We start from the raw sequence: 15,251 nt of genomic DNA on the forward strand, positions 1-15,251 counted from the left end.
CGTATGGCCGATGGGTTCACTTGATGCAGGTCAAGGACGTGTCCTGGAGCCTACGGCACAGTCAAGGTGTACGCAAGGAAATTCTCCCATGACTGCTGTTTCGCAAGATCTTCTGCGCCGTTTTGACGTGCCAGGGCCCCGTTATACATCGTATCCAACGGCCGACCGTTTTGTGGAGGCGTTCGGTGAGGAAGACTATGTGCTGGCGCTGGAGCAACGCCGTTCAGGCACGGTGGCCAAGGCCATGCCGCTGTCTTTGTACGTGCACATTCCGTTTTGCGAATCGCTGTGTTACTACTGCGCTTGTAACAAGATCATTACCAAGCACCATGACCGTGCTGACGTCTACTTGCGCTATCTGAGCCGTGAGATTGACCTGCACACGGCCCACTGCGGGGTGGGGCAGGTGGTCAGTCAGTTGCACTTTGGCGGCGGAACGCCCACCTTTCTCTCGGACGCTGGCTTGCGAGAGCTGATGGCCATGCTCAAACGCAGTTTCACGCTTGCGCCGGGAGGGGAATACTCGATCGAAGTGGATCCGCGTACTGTCAACGCGGATCGATTGGCGCTGCTGGCCGAACTGGGGTTCAATCGCTTGAGTTTTGGTGTGCAGGACTTTGACGCCGAAGTGCAAAAGGCCGTTCATCGCATCCAGCCGGCCGAACAGGTCTTTGCGCTGGTGGACTCCGCTCGTTCGCTGGGTTTTGATTCGGTGAACGTCGACCTGATCTACGGCTTGCCGCGCCAGACACCCGAGTCTTTTGACCGCACGCTGGCACAGGTTGCGCAGTTGCGGCCTGACCGCATTGCCTTGTATGCCTATGCCCACTTGCCGGAGCGCTTCAAGCCACAGCGGCGCATTGTCTCCGCCGAGCTTCCCACTGGCGGGAGCAAGCTGGCCATGCTGTCACGTTCGCTGGATGCGTTCATGGACGCTGGGTATGTGTATGTGGGCATGGACCACTTTGCTCTCCCTACGGACGCGCTGGCCGTGGCCAAGCGCCAGGGGCGTCTGCACCGTAACTTCCAGGGCTATAGCACGCAGCCAGACTGCGACCTGATTGGCCTCGGTGTATCGGCCATCGGCCGGGTCGGTGCCACCTACAGCCAGAACTCGAAGACACTGGACGAGTACTACGACTTCCTGGACCAAGGGCGCTTGCCCGTGGTTCGCGGGCTGGCCCTGACGCGGGACGACTTGGTGCGTCGTGCAGCCATCATGGCCTTGATGTGCCAGGGCGAGTTGCTGTTCGAGCCGATGGAGCAAGCGTGGCTGATCGATTTTCGTCAGTACTTCGCAGCGGAGTTGGCTCAGCTGGAGGGCATGCAGGAGCAAGGGCTGGTGCGGGTGGGGCCAGAGGGTATTGAAGTGACCGCTACCGGCTGGTTCTTCGTGCGCGGCATAGCCATGGTGTTTGATCGCTATCTACAGGCAGACCGCAACCGGGCTCGGTTTTCGCGCATCATCTGACACCTATGCTTGCAACGGTTGGCTGGACTGCATTGTTCATGGGACTCGCTGGAGGGTCCCACTGCTTGGCCATGTGCTCCGCACCCTGTGGGGCGTTGGTGGGGCAGGGTGGGGCGATTGCAGGTGCGGGGCAGTCACCGGAGGGAGCTGAACAGGTGGTGCGCTGGGCGCCGCGTGGCGGCGTGGTGCATCGCACCGTGGCTTTTCATGCGGGGCGCATTCTGGGGTATGCGGGTGCGGGGGCAGCGGCTGCCTTGGCTATGGGCAGCCTGGCATGGCTGACCCAGCAGACCACGGCCCTGCGTCCTGCCTGGACGCTCATGCATGTGGCGGTGATGGCCTGGGGTCTCATGATGATGGTGCAGTCGCGTCAGCCTGCCTGGGTGGAGCAGGCCGGCCGGTTGGTGTGGGGCCGTGTTCGTCCGCTGGTGGGTGCTCCAGGCGGGGTGCTGGCGGCCGGTGCTTTGTGGGCCCTGATGCCTTGCGGACTGCTGTATTCGGCCTTGTTGGTGGCGGCGCTCAGCGGTGGAGCCTTGGAGGGCGCGCTGACCATGGCGTTGTTTGCCGTGGGCAGCGGGGTATGGCTGGTGAGTGGTCCCTGGGCATGGAGCAGGCTTCGCAGCCGTTTGAACCTGGTGCGGTCCGATTGGGGGACGCGAGCTGCAGGTGGCATGCTGTGCGCAGTGGCCGCCTGGGCGCTGTGGATGGATCTCATTTACAAGCCATCGCTCTGGTGCCGTTGACTGCGGCGTAACGCAGCGGTCATTGGCTGCGTCGGCAGGAGTGATCAACGCGGCAGTTCAAGACCGGGCGGCCCCTCCGACGGGAGACTGCAGTTGCCTTTGAGGGGCCGGTGTTCGCAAAGTGTTGCCTTATCGCTGCGGTGCCAGCCGGTTCTTCGTCGCGCAGCTGGAACTGGTGATAATCTGCGTAACTATTGGTGGCATTGATGTCACCTTGTATCGCGTGCGCCTGAAGTGAACTCATCCATCCTCATCGACATCAGCCAACTGCGTGTCGGCATGTACATCCAGCTCGATGTGGGTTGGATGCACCATCCGTTCCCGACCAGCAGTTTCCGGGTGGCGACGATGGAGCAGATATCCACCCTGCGGCAACTGGGGCTGACAGAGGTGCGTTATGTGCCCAAAAAGAGCGATCCTGAGCTGCAGGAGCTGGTGCCAGCCGCGTGGAGCGTGCCAGAGATGACGGAATCTCCTCCCAATGGTCTGGATTCACCTGGCGCTGGTACGGCCGGCGCCGTGGACCCCGAAGCGCAGCGGCGCCGGGACCTGCTGGAGGCACAAAACCGGGCGCTGGCTGCCTGCAACCAGCGTTTTTCAGAGGCCACACGGCAGTACCAGTCCATGGAGCGTACGGTGTCCGAGCACCCGGACCAGGCCAGGGCCAAGGGTGAGGCACTGGTTTCGGGCTGTGTCACGGAACTGCTGGAGAACGGTGACTCCGTCATCCGGCTGCTGTCCGAAGGTGTGGGCGAACGCAACGGTTTGCACCCGATCAACGTGATGGTGATCTCGCTGTTGCTAGGACGCTCTCTGGGCATGAAAAGCGAGGAGCTGCACGATCTGGGTGTCGCTGCCTTGATCCACGACATCGGCAAGCTCAAGCTGCCGCCCAACCTGCGACAGCCTACTCCTTCCATGATCCCGATGGAGCGCACACGCTATGAGACCCATGTGGCGGAGTCCGTAGCCTTGGCCAAACGCATGGGGTTTACCGAAGCGGTGTTGACTGCGGTTGCCCGGCACCATGAGATGTGTGACGGCAGCGGGTTTCCCCTGCGCCTGAAGGGGCCTGATCTGGGGCGCACGAGCCAGGTTCTGGCCTTGGTTAACCAATACGACCGGATGTGCAACCCCGCCATGGGCGTGACGGCGCTCACGCCGCATGAGGCGCTCTCCGTGATCTTTGCCCAGCTCAAGGCGCGGTTCGATTCGGTGGTTCTGGGGGCTTTCATTCGCATGATGGGTGTCTACCCGCCCGGCTCCATCGTGCAGTTGGTCAATGATCGTTATGCCATCGTGGCGTCGGTCAACTCGTCGCGACCGCTGCGGCCCAAGGTCATCGTGCACGATCCCCGGATTCCCAAGGATGAGGCGCCGATACTGGACCTGGAAACCGTACCTGAACTGGGCATACGGCGCAGCCTGAAGCCTGCGCAGCTGCCGCGCGACGCGCTCGACTACCTATCTCCCCGGCAGCGGATCTGTTACTTCTTTGAGCGAGCGGTCAGTCCGGGCTCTGACGAGGCTGCGGCGTGAGCGATTTGCAAGCGCATGGTTGGCTCGATGGCCTCCAAGAGGCTGTCTGGCTGCTGGACGAGGAGAGCCTGCACATTCTGCAGGCCAATGCGGGCGCGGAGCGCCTGACAGGCCTCTCCGTAGCCGCCATGCAGGGACGGTCTGTGCTTGATCTGGCCAGCACGCCCCAAGAGCTGGCTTTTTGGTCCGAGCCTGCCGACGTGATTGCCCAGGGCATTACTGCCCACACCAGCTTGCTGCGTGCCGACGGCACCTTGGTGCCGGTGCAGCGCTGTGTCAGGCGCGTGCCGTGGGGGAGCGAGGGCAGAAGCGCGCTGCTGCTGACCATGCTGGACCGCAGCCGCCAGGAGACCACGGAGCGTGAGTTGGAGACGCTGCTTTCGGAGCTGCGCGCTACCCTCGATTCCGCCGCTGACGGCATGCTGGTGTGTGGGCTCGACCGCGAGGTGCGCGCCTTCAACCAGCGTCTGGCACAACTGTGGAGCCTGCCGCGCCAACTGCTGCTCGAGCGTGACGATGCTGCGGTGTACGCCTTCATGGCGGGCCAGGTGGCTGACGCCCGCTTGTATGCGGAGCGCTTGGCCGCTATCGACCGAGAGCCCATGCAAGAGAGCACTGACATCGTCGCACTGCGCAATGGCGTGGTGCTGGAGATGCGCACGGTGCCGCAGTTCAGCCAGGGCCGTGCGGTGGGGCGGGTGTATTCGTTCCGGGACATTACCCGCCAGACGGAGATCCAGGCCAGCCTGCGACTGGCGGCGCGTGTGTTCGAGTCCAGCCTGGATGCGATCTTCATCGCAGACAGTCAACACCACATCATGCGCATGAACCCCGGGTGCGAGCGCCTGGTGGGGCCTACCGCCAAGGATTTTGAAGGCTGTGTGGCGGCCTCGCTGTTTGGCGGCGGCTCGGATGCCTCGTTCATGGAGCAGGTACTGCAAGGTTGGGGCCAGGATGGTTTCTGGGAGGGCGAGCTGTGGTTGCCCCGTGACAACGGCGCGTACTGCGCGGTCCAGTTGTCCTGGGTCGCCCTGCGCGACGACGAAGGGCGGCTGGTGCAGAGCATTGGCTTCATGCGCGATCTCACGCTGCAGCATGCTGCGCAAAAACGCATTGAAGAGCTGGCCTACAGCGATGTGCTCACCGGTCTTCCCAACCGCTTGCTGCTGTCGCAACGCGTGGATACGGCCATCCAGGGGGCGCGCCAGAGCGACACGGGCTTTGCCATCCTGTTCCTCGACATGGATCGCTTCAAGATCATCAACGATTCCCTGGGGCATCCGTTCGGTGACCGGGTCCTGCAGCTCGTGGCCGAGCGTCTGCAGACCTGCTTGCGGCAGACCGACATGCTGTGCCGCCTGGGGGGTGATGAATTTGTCATCTATCTGCACGGTGGAGACGCATCCGTGGCCGAGAGCGTGGCACGCCGGATCCTGGACGACATGCTCAAGCCCTTCATGCTCGACAGCATGGGTTTTTCGATCCAGTGCAGCATTGGCATCGCGCTGTATCCGCAAGATGGCACCACCCTCGACGACCTCATCAAGCAGTCCGACACTGCGATGTATCGTGTGAAGGAGCGGGGGCGTGGCAGCTATGGCTTCTACCAGCCCCAGATGAACGCCAACCTGCTGGCGCGCATGCAGATGGAGCATGCGATGCGCCAGGCGCTGGGCCTGCAGCGCATGGCCGTGCACTACCAGCCCCAGGTCAACATGGCGACCGGGCGCATTACTGGGGCGGAGGCACTGCTGCGGTGGACGGACGCCGAGTTCGGAGCAGTGTCGCCCGCCGTGTTCATCCCGTTGGCCGAAGAGTCAGGCTACATCGTGACCCTGGGCGCCTGGGTGATGGAGCAGGCGGTGCGAGAGGCCGCACTCTGGATGCACGGCGGCACGCCCATCATGATTTCGGTGAACGTGTCGGCGCTGGAGTTTCGCCAGCCCGACTTTGTGGACCGCATTACCAGGCTGCTGGCGGTGCACCAGTTGCCGCCCACCTTGCTGGAGCTGGAGCTGACGGAAACCATCCTGCTGCAGGACGCGCAGGAGATGGAGCAGCGTCTGCGCGTGTTGGCTGACCTGGGCATTGGGCTGGCCATCGATGATTTCGGCACGGGCTATTCGAGCCTGGCCTATCTCAAGAAGCTCCCCATTCACAAGCTCAAGATCGACCAGTCTTTTGTGCGTGGTTTGCCCGACGATGACGGCGACCGGGCCATCGTCAGCGCCATCATCAGCATGGGCCGCGCCATGCACATCGAAGTGGTGGCCGAGGGGGTGGAAACTGAAACCCAGCAGGCCGTGCTGCAACAAATGCAGTGCGAGCACTACCAGGGCTTTCTGTGCGCGCCCGGGTTGCCGGCAGACCAGTTCCGCGCGATGTTGAGCAAGCCCCTGCCGCTCAAGGCCCAGGGTCGTCACCGACCTCTGAACACCTGAAGCGCCAGCGCTCAGATATTGCGACGAGGCGGACTGCCGGGAGTATGCCTCTGCGTCAGCCTCAGGCGGCCGATACGCCTTTCCACAGCATGTAGGCTGCCAGGCCAAACAGCAGCGATGCAAACACGCGCTTGAGTTGCTTGACGGGAAGGTTGTGCGCCGCTTTGGCTCCCAGTGGGGCCGTCAGTACGCTGCAACTGGCAATCACCCCCAATGCTGGTAGCCAGATGTAGCCCAGGGACGCAGACGGCAGGCCGCTCACGTTCTGGCCGCCAATGGCGTAGCCAATCACATTCGCCAGCGCGATCGGAAATCCCAACGCTGCGCTGGTGGCGACGGCATTGTGGATGGGTACATTGCACCAGGTCATGAAGGGCACGCTCACAAAGCCGCCGCCCGCGCCAACCAGGCCCGACAGGAAGCCGATCACACCGCCGGCTGCCACCTGGCCTGCGCCACTCGGCATCTGGCGGGTGGGTGCAGGCTTTTTGTCCAGAAACATCTGCGTGGCCGAGAAGCTCACGAACAGCGCGAAGAAGATAGCGAGGAACGAGCCCTTGAGCAGCGCAAACACGCCCAGGCTGGCGATGAAGCCGCCCAGCACAATGCCAGGCGCCAGGCGCTTGACGATGTCCCATCGCACTGCACCCCGCCGGTGGTGAGCCCGCACGCTGGAGATGGAAGTGAACATGATGGTGGCCATTGACGTGGCAATCGCCATCTTCACGGCCAGGTCGGGCGCTACTTGCCGCGCGCCCAGGATATAGGTCAGAAACGGCACCAGCAGCATGCCGCCCCCAATCCCCAGCAGCCCGGCGAGAAAACCTGTGGCCAGGCCGAGCACACCGAGTTCAACAATCAGCAGGGGGTCCAGCATGGTGGGATGTCAGTCAAGAGGGACGGAGCACGCGGAGGGCCGCGAGGAAATGCCCAGTCACAGGCGCAGCAGCGGGTGGTTGCGGTGACAGGGGCACGAGAAAGAGGGTGTCTGCGAATGCCACCGGACCCTCATCCTGAACCGGGGGTTCAGGTGGGCGAGGGCAGCCTGGCGTTGGGTTCATCTGACGCGAGATGATCACGCTCACCGGACGATGTACCAAGCCCGAGCTCAATGAGCATTGGTTCAAGGAAATATAAAGCCCGACAGCTTCGCAGACCTGTTGATTGTAGGGGCTGCCTGCGTGCTCGGTGGGCATGGGGCCATGTAAAGCCCGCAAGCGACTGTGACCAGCGGGATTGCTGAGCATCCCCCGGTGAGAGGGAGGCGCCGAAAAGGCGAGACCTAGAGCAGGCGCCCGTCGTCGCCCAGCGCATCGTCCAGGCGATGCACCAGGCTTTGCAGGCGCTGTTGGTCGCTGTCGGGCAGAAGGCTTTCCTGGTGCCCTGCGGTTGTGTTGGGGCTGGCACTGGGGGAGGGGCTTGCAACCGGAAGGGCTGCGGCCGCAAGGTCTGCCGCTTCGCGATCGGCGATCTCGAAAGCCAGGTTCAGGGCCGCCAGCACGGCGATGCGTTCCCGTGCGCGAACCTTGCCCGCATCGCGGATGCGCGTCATGGCAGTGTCTACGCGCTCAACGGCATCCAGCAGGCGGCTTTCGTGCCCCTCGGGGCAGGTCAGCAGATAGCTTTGCTGCAGGATCTGCACCTCGATTTGCTTCATTCGGCTTCTTTCGTGAGCGGCGCGGCGGCGGGCAGGCGTTCGAGCAGGGCATCCACCCGGGCGCGTGCTGCGCTCAAGCGGGATTTGAGCGAATCGCGCTCTTGGGTCAGTGCCGCTACCTGGTCAGTCAGCAGGGCATTGGTGCGCTGCAACTCCGCGTGTCGCAGCAGCAGGCGCTCTACGCGTTCGGCGATCTGGTCGGTGGGGGACGGTATTGCCATACAGCCTCGGATTGTAGGCGGTGTGACACCGAGCGGCCCCTGGCCCCAGTTTGCGGTGGTGTGCATAACGCAACACAAAACAGATCAAAGTGCATCACCGGCCGCGCGGGTGCGCTGCCGAGTTGCTTGCCTGTTCTGCCGCAAAAAAGACGCTTGTAAACGGTCGTAAAATCCCGCTGTTGGTGCTCGCGGCGTGGTTCACATGCCGCAGTTCAACGGGAAGCAGGAAGGCTCCGTACCACCGGTACTTGCCCAGCCTGCGCTGCCCCCGCAACGGTCAGCGGACGAATCGTCTGATTCTCTCTCCATCCATAAGCCACTGAGCGCCTTGAACAAGCGCATGGGAAGGTATTGGGGGGGTGTTCCGCCAGCCCGGATACCGGCCAACACGGTGGCTGCGTGCGCCCGCTTGGTCCGGCGCTGCGCAGCTGTATCACCCACATGCTGGCGGGAGGCCGGCCCGGGTTGTTTGTTGACGTTGATCCCCATGAAAATCCGTACCCTTCGTGCGCGCCCTGTGGCGTCGTTGCGCCTGTCCGTACCCCGCTTGGCAATGCTGTCCCTGGTTGCGGGCAGCGCCTGCAGCGCTTTGGCCCAGAGCGCTCCGGCCTCCGGTGAGTTGGTGGCGCAAAACCTGCGCGCCCCGTCGTTGTCTGAAACCGTGGTGGCCGCCACGCGCACGCCGCAGCCGCTGGCCGATCTGGTGGCCGACATCTCCATCGTGGACCGCGAAACCATCGAAAGCAGTGGCGCCACCGGCCTGGCCGACCTGCTGGCCCGCCTGCCCGGCGTCGAGTTTTCGCGCAATGGCGGCCCCGGCACAACGACCGGTGTGTTCCTGCGTGGCGCCGAGTCCCGCTTCACAGCGGTGTACATCGACGGGGTGCGCATCGATTCGCAGTCCACGGGCGGCGCACCCTGGGAGAGCATTCCGCTCGGCCTTATCGACCGCATTGAAGTCCTGCGCGGCCCGGCGGGTGCCGTGTACGGCTCGGATGCCCTCGGTGGCGTGGTGCAGATCTTCACCAAGCGCGGTGAAAACGGCACGGCACCCTACGTGGGTGTGGGCGTGGGCAGCCACAACACCACCAAGGTGGAAGCCGGGATCAGCGGTGCCAGCGGTACTGTGGACTACGCATTGGGCCTGGCCCGAGAGAACAGCCAGGGCTTCAACGCCCGCCCCATCGCCGGGCAGAACCCCGACCGTGATGGTTACCGCAACACGGCGGGGCACGCGCGGGTAGGCCTGCAGGTGAACGCCGTGCACCGCCTCGAGGGCACGCTGATGGTCAACGACACCAACAGCGGCTACGACAGCGGCCTGGGCAAGGACGACCGGAACCTGCACACCCTGCACGCGCTGGGCCTCAACTGGACAGCCCAGTGGAACAGTGCCTACAAAACGCGCTTTTCCATCACCGACTCGCGCGACGAATACGAAACCCGCCCCTCGCCCTACCTGAGCGAAACGCGTCTGCGCGGCTACTTGTTCCAGAACGAATGGCGCCAGGGCGCGCACCTGGTCACGGCCGCGCTGGAGCGCCGCGAAGACCGCCTGGAGAACCAGCCCATCGACGCCAAGCGCTCGCAAGACGCGCTGGCGCTGGGCTACGGTTACAACGCCGCAGGCCACACCGTGCAGCTCAACCTGCGCCACGATTCCGACAGCGAGTTCGGGGGCAAGGGCACCGGCAGCGTGGCCTATGGCTATGCGATCACCCCGCAGTGGCGTGCCACGGCCTCGGTGGGCACGGCCTTCCGAGCGCCCACGCTGTACCACCGCTTCAGCGAATACGGCGTGGCCACGCTGCGTCCCGAAAGCAGCCGCAACGCCGAAGTGGCACTGCGCTACGCACAGGGCAACAGCACCTTCTCGGCCACGCTGTTTCGCAACCGTGTGAGTAACCTGATCTCCTTTGGCGGCGCGGGCACTTGTGCCTCCAGCTTTGGTTGCTATGCCAACACCGCCCGGGCTGAATACAAGGGCGTGACGTTCGCCGGTTCGCACCGCGTGGGCGACGTGCAGTTGCATGGCTCCATCGACCTGCAGCGCCCGCGCGACCTGGACACCGGCAAGCAGCTGGCGCGCCGCGCCAAGCAGCACGCCACCTTTGGCGCCGACACGCGCTTGGCAGGCTGGACCGTGGGCGCCGAGGTGCAGGCCTCGGGCCGCCGCTTCGACACTGCGGCCAATACCACCGTGCTGGGCGGCTACACCTTGGTCAACCTGTACGCCAGCACGCGCCTTGCGCGCGACTACACGCTGCTGGCCCGCATCGACAACCTGGCCGACAAGGACTACCAGTTGGCCCGCACCTACGCCACCGCAGGCCGCACGGTCTACGTGGGTGTGAAGTGGGCACCGCAGTGACCCTGGCGACGGCCACTGCTGCCCGCTGCCCGGCGCTGCTGATTGCGGCCCCGGCCTCCGGGCAGGGCAAGACCACCGTCACTGCCGCCCTGGCACGCCTGCATGCGCGTCAGGGGCGGCGTGTGCGGGTGTTCAAGTGCGGGCCGGACTTTCTGGACCCGCACTGGCATCAGCTGGCCAGCGGCGCACCCGTGCACCAGCTCGACCTGTGGATGAACGGCGAGGCCGACTGCGCGCAGCGCCTGCACGATGCTGCGCGTGATTCGGACCTGATCCTCATCGAGGGCGTGATGGGCCTGTTTGACGGCAGCCCCAGCGCGGCCGACCTGGCGCGGCACTTTGGCGTGCCGGTGCTGGCGGTGGTCGATGCCTCGGCGATGGCGGGCACCTTTGGCGCGCTGGCCTATGGCCTGCGCCACTACCGGCCGGGCCTGCCCTGGGCCGGTGTGTTGGCCAACCGCGTGGGCAGCGCGCGCCATGCCGACATGCTGCGGGACGGCCTGCACGATGCCGATGACTGGATGGGCGCGCTGATGCGGGTGCAGCCCGGCAACGCACCAGCAGCCGCCAAGGCCGGTGCGGCACTGCTGCCCGAACGCCACCTGGGTCTGGTGGCCGCACACGAGCTGGACGACAGCCTGCAGCGGCTGGATGCAGCGGCCGACGCGTTGGCCGCCACGCCGCTGGGTCAGATGACGCTGGATGACCTGCAGGGCTGGACCGTGGACTTTCCGGCGCCCGCGTCGAAGATTGCAGTGCCTGCGCTGCTCGCAGGCCGCACAGTGGCCGTGGGGCGCGATGCGGCGTTCTGCTTCATCTACGCCGCCAATGTGCAGTGCCTGGAGCAGATGGGCGCGCGCGTGGTGTTCTTCTCGCCGCTGCACGATGCCGCATTGCCTGAGTGCGATGCCGTGTGGCTGCCCGGCGGCTACCCCGAGCTGCACACTGCGCAGATCGCGGCCAACACCGGCATGCAGGCCAGCCTGCGGGCCCATGCGGAGGCGGGCAAGCCGCTGTGGGCCGAGTGCGGCGGCATGATGGCGCTGTTTGAATCCATCACCCTCGCGGACGGCAGCGCAGCCCCGCTGTGGGGCCTGCTGCCCGGACGCGTGACCATGCACAAGCGCCTGGCAGCGCTGGGCCCACAGCACCTGACGGTGGCCGGGCACACGCTGCGCGGCCACACCTTTCACTATTCGACCAGCGACAGCAGCGCCCCCGTGGTGGCCCGCACGGCGCGCCCCCACGAGGCCGTGGCGCCCGACGCGGGCGAGGCGCTGTACCAGCAGGGCAGCTTCCACGCCAGCTACTTCCACGCCTGGTTCCCGTCCAGCCCCGAGGCGGTGGCGCACCTGCTGGGCGGCGAGGGCCACGCATGACTTTGGCCCCGCACCCCATCACCACCGAGCTGATCCTGGGCGGCCAGAAGAGCGGCAAATCCCGCCGCGCCGAACTGCTGGCACGCGACTGGCTGGCGCAGTCTGCCGACCGCCGCGCCGTGCTGATCGCCACGGGCCAAGCCTGGGACGACGAAATGCGCGAGCGCATCGCCCGCCACCAGCGCGACCGCGCCGAGCGCGTGCCCGGCCTGCGGACGGTGGAAGAGCCGCGCGATGTAGCGGCGGCTCTCACGCGGCTCAGCACGCCGCAGACCCTGGTGGTGGTGGACTGCCTCACGCTGTGGCTCACCTCCTGGACCATGCCGCTGGGGTTCGAAACCATGAATTCAGAGCAAAAACAGGCGCAAGCGCTAGAGTGGCATGCCCAAGCTGCTATGTTTTTAGAAGCGATTCGGCAATCCCCCGGGCCCGTTGTTCTGGTGGGCAACGAAATAGGCCTGGGGGTCATCCCGATGGGGCGCGAGGTGCGCGCCTTTGTGGATGCGCTGGGCGCCCTCAACCAGCAGGTGGCGCAGGTCTGCCCCCGCGTTACGCTCATGGCCGCAGGCCTGCCGCTTACCTTGAAAGAACCCCGTTGATGAAACCCACCCCCGTGCGCCGCATCCTCTGGGTGATCGCCATCCTCATCGTGCTGGGCCTGCTCATGGCCGGGCTGGCGCGGGCGCAGCCGGTGCAGGTTACCGACGACCGGGGCCGCGCGGTGACGCTGCCGCGCCCGCCCCAGCGCATCGTGAGCCTGCTGCCTTCGCTCACCGAAACGATTTGTGCGCTGGACCAATGCCACCGCCTGGTGGGAGTGGACCGTTATTCCAACTGGCCCGAGTCCGTCACCCGCCTGCCGCAGGTGGGCGGTGGGCTGGACCCCAACATCGAGGCCATCGTCGCCCTGCGGCCCGATGTGGTGCTGATGGCGACATCGTCCCGCGCCTCGGCCAGGCTGGAGCAGCTGGGCCTGGCTGTGGTGGCGCTGGAGCCCAAGACCCACGCCGACGTGCAGCGCGTGATGGGCAAGCTGGGCCAGGTGCTGGCCGTGCCCGATGCCCAGCGCGTGTGGCGCCATATCGACGCAGCGGTCGAGGCCGCCGCGCAGTCCGTGCCGCCAGCGGCACGGGGCGTGCGCGTGTACTTCGAGGTGAACCGGGGGCCGTACGGGGCAGGGGCCTCGTCGTTCATCGGCGAGACACTGACCCGGCTGGGCGCGCGCAACATCCTGCCCGCGTCGCTCGGGCCGTTTCCCAAGCTCAACCCCGAGTTTGTGGTGCGTGCCGACCCCGATCTGATCATGGTGGGCGCGCGCAGCGTGGAGGGCCTGACCGAGCGGCCGGGCTGGAGCAGCCTGCGCGCCCTGCGCGAGCAGCGGCTGTGCGTGTTCCCGCCCGACGATGCTGACGTGCTGGTGCGGCCCGGCCCGCGCATGGCGGAAGGCGCGCGCATCATGGCACGCTGCCTCGCCAGCAAGGCCGCGCCCGGTGCCAAGGCGCCTGCGGCGGTGCGCCCATGATGGGATCGGTGGTGCAGCGCGGTCGCTGGCTGGCGGGCCTGCTGCTGCTGGCCAGTGCGCTGCTGGTGCCGCTGGGCACCGGCGTGGGCAGCGTGGGGCTGGAGAACCTGTGGCCCGCGCTGTGGGATCGCAGCGTCGACCCCGCCGGGAATGCCGCACGGGACATGGCCTGGCAGATCGTGTGGGAGATCCGGCTGCCGCGCACGCTGGGCGCGTGGTGCGCCGGTGCGCTGCTGGGCCTGGCCGGTGCCGTGGCGCAAGGCCTGTTTCGCAACCCGCTGGCCGACCCGTACCTGCTGGGCAGCGCCTCGGGCGCCTCTCTGGGCGTGGCCACGGCCCTGGCGATGATGGGCGGCGCTGCGGGCATGGTGGGCAGCGCCAAGGGCGCGGCCGTGGCCATGGTGTTCTCGGGCCACTGGCTGGTGCGCCTGGGCCTGACCGGCGCGGCGTTTGCCGGGGCCGTGCTGGCGGTGCTGCTCACGCTCGCGCTGGCGCGCGGCGTGCAGCACACATTGCGCCTGCTGCTGGCCGGGGTCATCGTGGGCGTGGTGCTGGGCGCGTTCACCTCGCTCATTCTGCTGCTGTCGCCCGATTCCCTGCAGGCCATGCAGGCGTTTCTGCTCGGCTCCACCGGCTTTGTGGGCTGGACCTCGTGCCTGTTGATGGCCGGGGTGTGGCTGCTGTGCGTGGTGGCCGCCTGGGCGCTGTCGCGGGTGCTGGATGGCCTGGCGCTGGGCGAGTCCACGGCCCACAGCCTGGGCTTGCCGCTGGCGCCGCTGCGCGCCGCGCTGGTGGCGGTGCTGGCCCTTGCCACCGGCACGGCTGTGGCGCAGACGGGGCTGATCGCTTTTGTGGGCCTGGCCGCGCCCCATCTGGTGCGCGCCGCGGTCAAGGTGCCGCATGGCCGTCTGATGGGGCTGGCCAGCCTGATGGGTGGTGTGCTGCTGGCCGGCGCAGACCTGCTGGCGCGCGGGCTGATCGCGCCGCAAGAGCTGCCTGTGGGCGTGCTCACCGCCGTGCTGGGTGGCGGCTACCTGCTGTGGCTGATGCACCGGCGCACCGGACCGGGAGGCGTGCTGTAAATGCGCAATGCTCCTGAAAACATAGCTGTCAGCGCAGATTTAATAAGCGCCAGCATCGGAAAACACCCCATATTGCACGGCATCACGCTGCACCTGGCGGCGGGCCGGTGGACGAGCATCGTCGGCCCCAACGGCGCCGGCAAGTCCACGCTGCTGCGGGCACTGGCGGGCCTGCTGCCTTGCACTGGCAGCGTGCAGTTGCTGGGCCGGCCGCTGGCCGCCTGGCACCGCAGCGACCGGGCGCGGGCCCTGTCGTGGCTGGGCCAGAACGAGGTGGCCGCCGACGACCTGCTGGTGTACGACGTGGCCATGCTGGGCCGCCTGCCGCACCAGCCCTGGCTGTCTCCCCCCAGCGAGGCCGACCACGCCGCCGTGGAGCAGGCCCTGCGCGCCACCCAGGCCTGGGACTGGCGCCGCCGCGCGCTCTCGCAGCTCTCGGGCGGCGAGCGCCAGCGCGTGCTGCTGGCCCGCGCGCTGGCCGTGCAGGCGCAGGTGCTGTTGATGGACGAGCCGCTGGCCAACCTCGACCCGCCCCACCAGTCCGACTGGCTGCTGCTGGTGCGCGACCTGGTGGCCCAAGGCAAGACGGTGGTCAGCGTGCTGCACGAAGTCTCGTTTGCGCTGCAGGCGGATGATGTGGCTATCGTTGCAGCCGGCCGCCTGCGCCACCATGGCTCCACCCAAGACACCCACACCCACCGCGCGCTGGAGCAGGTGTTTGACGACCGCATTGCCATCCACCCGGTGGAGGGCCAGTGGCTGGCCTTGCCCCGTTTGCTGCCCCGCCGCCCCCCGGCGGAGCAATGACCTCTGATTGAAAGACAA

Annotated in this window: 13 protein-coding genes and 1 riboswitch; of the genes, 10 read left to right on the top strand and 3 right to left on the bottom strand. The window is 66.4% G+C overall.

What is annotated here, in order from left to right:
- Positions 1-88 precede the first annotated feature (88 nt).
- From hemN to ASD94_RS02810, 4 genes are all read left to right on the top strand, one after another.
- Complete coding sequence (gene hemN, locus ASD94_RS02795; RefSeq protein ID WP_056638269.1) at positions 89-1,471, top strand: oxygen-independent coproporphyrinogen III oxidase; 1,383 nt, start codon at positions 89-91, stop codon at positions 1,469-1,471.
- Between the two features lie 5 nt (positions 1,472-1,476).
- Positions 1,477-2,214: a sulfite exporter TauE/SafE family protein gene (locus ASD94_RS02800; RefSeq protein ID WP_056638272.1), complete on the top strand. Its 738-nt coding sequence runs from the start codon at positions 1,477-1,479 to the stop codon at positions 2,212-2,214.
- 234 nt (positions 2,215-2,448) lie between these two features.
- Positions 2,449-3,753 (top strand): HD-GYP domain-containing protein, encoded by a 1,305-nt coding sequence (locus tag ASD94_RS02805; protein WP_056638276.1) that lies wholly within the window; start codon positions 2,449-2,451, stop codon positions 3,751-3,753.
- Positions 3,750-6,194: an EAL domain-containing protein gene (locus ASD94_RS02810; RefSeq protein ID WP_056638280.1), complete on the top strand. Its 2,445-nt coding sequence runs from the start codon at positions 3,750-3,752 to the stop codon at positions 6,192-6,194. The genes ASD94_RS02805 and ASD94_RS02810 overlap by 4 nt, the downstream gene beginning before the upstream one ends.
- Positions 6,195-6,255: 61 nt before the next feature.
- Here ASD94_RS02810 and ASD94_RS02815 read toward each other — a convergent pair whose 3' ends face one another.
- The 3 genes from ASD94_RS02815 to ASD94_RS02825 form a co-directional block, all read right to left on the bottom strand.
- On the bottom strand, positions 6,256-7,071 hold the full coding sequence (locus tag ASD94_RS02815; RefSeq protein WP_056638283.1) for a sulfite exporter TauE/SafE family protein: 816 nt from the start codon (positions 7,069-7,071) through the stop codon (positions 6,256-6,258).
- Positions 7,072-7,476: 405 nt separating this feature from the next.
- A complete protein-coding gene (locus ASD94_RS02820; RefSeq protein ID WP_056638286.1) occupies positions 7,477-7,851 on the bottom strand; it encodes a cell division protein ZapA in 375 nt (124 codons plus the stop codon).
- Entirely contained in the window at positions 7,848-8,072 is a 225-nt protein-coding gene (locus tag ASD94_RS02825; RefSeq protein WP_056638289.1) for a hypothetical protein, read from the bottom strand. The genes ASD94_RS02820 and ASD94_RS02825 overlap by 4 nt, the downstream gene beginning before the upstream one ends.
- A 163-nt stretch (positions 8,073-8,235) precedes the next feature.
- Positions 8,236-8,475, top strand: a riboswitch (cobalamin riboswitch).
- Positions 8,476-8,559: 84 nt separating this feature from the next.
- Here ASD94_RS02825 and ASD94_RS02830 point away from each other — a divergent pair.
- Genes ASD94_RS02830 through ASD94_RS02855 form a run of 6 tightly spaced genes read left to right on the top strand, consistent with a single transcriptional unit; the run spans position 8,560 to position 15,233 of the window.
- Positions 8,560-10,443 (top strand): TonB-dependent receptor domain-containing protein, encoded by a 1,884-nt coding sequence (locus tag ASD94_RS02830; protein ID WP_056638292.1) that lies wholly within the window; start codon positions 8,560-8,562, stop codon positions 10,441-10,443.
- Positions 10,440-11,822: a cobyrinate a,c-diamide synthase gene (locus ASD94_RS02835; protein ID WP_056638467.1), complete on the top strand. Its 1,383-nt coding sequence runs from the start codon at positions 10,440-10,442 to the stop codon at positions 11,820-11,822. The genes ASD94_RS02830 and ASD94_RS02835 overlap by 4 nt, the downstream gene beginning before the upstream one ends.
- A complete protein-coding gene (locus tag ASD94_RS02840; protein WP_056638295.1) occupies positions 11,819-12,421 on the top strand; it encodes a bifunctional adenosylcobinamide kinase/adenosylcobinamide-phosphate guanylyltransferase in 603 nt (200 codons plus the stop codon). The genes ASD94_RS02835 and ASD94_RS02840 overlap by 4 nt, the downstream gene beginning before the upstream one ends.
- Positions 12,421-13,344: an ABC transporter substrate-binding protein gene (locus ASD94_RS02845; protein ID WP_056638300.1), complete on the top strand. Its 924-nt coding sequence runs from the start codon at positions 12,421-12,423 to the stop codon at positions 13,342-13,344. The genes ASD94_RS02840 and ASD94_RS02845 overlap by 1 nt, the downstream gene beginning before the upstream one ends.
- Positions 13,344-14,426 (top strand): iron ABC transporter permease, encoded by a 1,083-nt coding sequence (locus ASD94_RS02850; protein ID WP_082576728.1) that lies wholly within the window; start codon positions 13,344-13,346, stop codon positions 14,424-14,426. Before ASD94_RS02845 ends, ASD94_RS02850 begins: the two co-directional genes overlap by 1 nt.
- Positions 14,427-15,233, top strand: a complete 807-nt coding sequence (locus ASD94_RS02855) for an ABC transporter ATP-binding protein (protein WP_056638307.1) — start codon at positions 14,427-14,429, stop codon at positions 15,231-15,233.
- Positions 15,234-15,251 lie beyond the last annotated feature (18 nt).

It is taken from the genome of Acidovorax sp. Root70, from assembly GCF_001428225.1.
Lineage (GTDB): Bacteria > Pseudomonadota > Gammaproteobacteria > Burkholderiales > Burkholderiaceae_C > Acidovorax.

Excerpts from the sequence above, each read along its gene's own strand:
- hemN (WP_056638269.1), top strand. The coding sequence starts at position 89 with ATGACTGCTGTTTCGCAAGATCTTCTGCGCCGTTTTGACGTGCCAGGG.
- ASD94_RS02800 (WP_056638272.1), top strand. The coding sequence starts at position 1,477 with ATGCTTGCAACGGTTGGCTGGACTGCATTGTTCATGGGACTCGCTGGA.
- ASD94_RS02815 (WP_056638283.1), bottom strand. The coding sequence starts at position 7,071 with ATGCTGGACCCCCTGCTGATTGTTGAACTCGGTGTGCTCGGCCTGGCC.
- ASD94_RS02820 (WP_056638286.1), bottom strand. The coding sequence starts at position 7,851 with ATGAAGCAAATCGAGGTGCAGATCCTGCAGCAAAGCTATCTGCTGACC.
- ASD94_RS02825 (WP_056638289.1), bottom strand. The coding sequence starts at position 8,072 with ATGGCAATACCGTCCCCCACCGACCAGATCGCCGAACGCGTAGAGCGC.
- ASD94_RS02830 (WP_056638292.1), top strand. The coding sequence starts at position 8,560 with ATGAAAATCCGTACCCTTCGTGCGCGCCCTGTGGCGTCGTTGCGCCTG.
- ASD94_RS02840 (WP_056638295.1), top strand. The coding sequence starts at position 11,819 with ATGACTTTGGCCCCGCACCCCATCACCACCGAGCTGATCCTGGGCGGC.
- ASD94_RS02845 (WP_056638300.1), top strand. The coding sequence starts at position 12,421 with ATGAAACCCACCCCCGTGCGCCGCATCCTCTGGGTGATCGCCATCCTC.
- ASD94_RS02850 (WP_082576728.1), top strand. The coding sequence starts at position 13,344 with ATGGGATCGGTGGTGCAGCGCGGTCGCTGGCTGGCGGGCCTGCTGCTG.
- ASD94_RS02855 (WP_056638307.1), top strand. The coding sequence starts at position 14,427 with ATGCGCAATGCTCCTGAAAACATAGCTGTCAGCGCAGATTTAATAAGC.